Source organism: Paenibacillus sp. F024, assembly GCF_057814255.1.
Genome location: NZ_JBVASZ010000161.1, coordinates 1 through 284, shown reverse-complemented (window position 1 = coordinate 284; position 284 = coordinate 1). Strand labels below are relative to the sequence as shown.

Annotated in this window: 1 protein-coding gene; it reads right to left on the bottom strand. The window is 56.0% G+C overall.

Annotated features, from left to right (window positions below):
- Positions 1-43 precede the first annotated feature (43 nt).
- Positions 44-284 (bottom strand): transposase (locus ACZYR9_RS27790; protein ID WP_488981518.1); only part of this gene is annotated, 241 nt, incomplete at its 5' end.

Below are 284 nucleotides of genomic sequence, written 5' to 3'. Positions count from 1 at the left end.
CATCCCATGGCCTCTACATAGGGCTTGCTGAACGGGTCACATTTTACGGAATCACGGGCAAGCGGAATGCAAGGGTCGACCCGAGCCATTGCAAAAAAGGCAAAAAGAGAACCCGGAGTCTCTTTTCGAGGTTCATGACCAGCAGTTGCAGCCCGATCACGGTCTCGCTCGTCCTCTGAAGACGCGCTCGTATACGGCCAAGCCCATAACTGCGCTTGCCTTCACCGATCTTGCCTTCCACTGCGTTGCGTGCGGCTGCATCTGCCTTCGCGATCTTCTTCTGC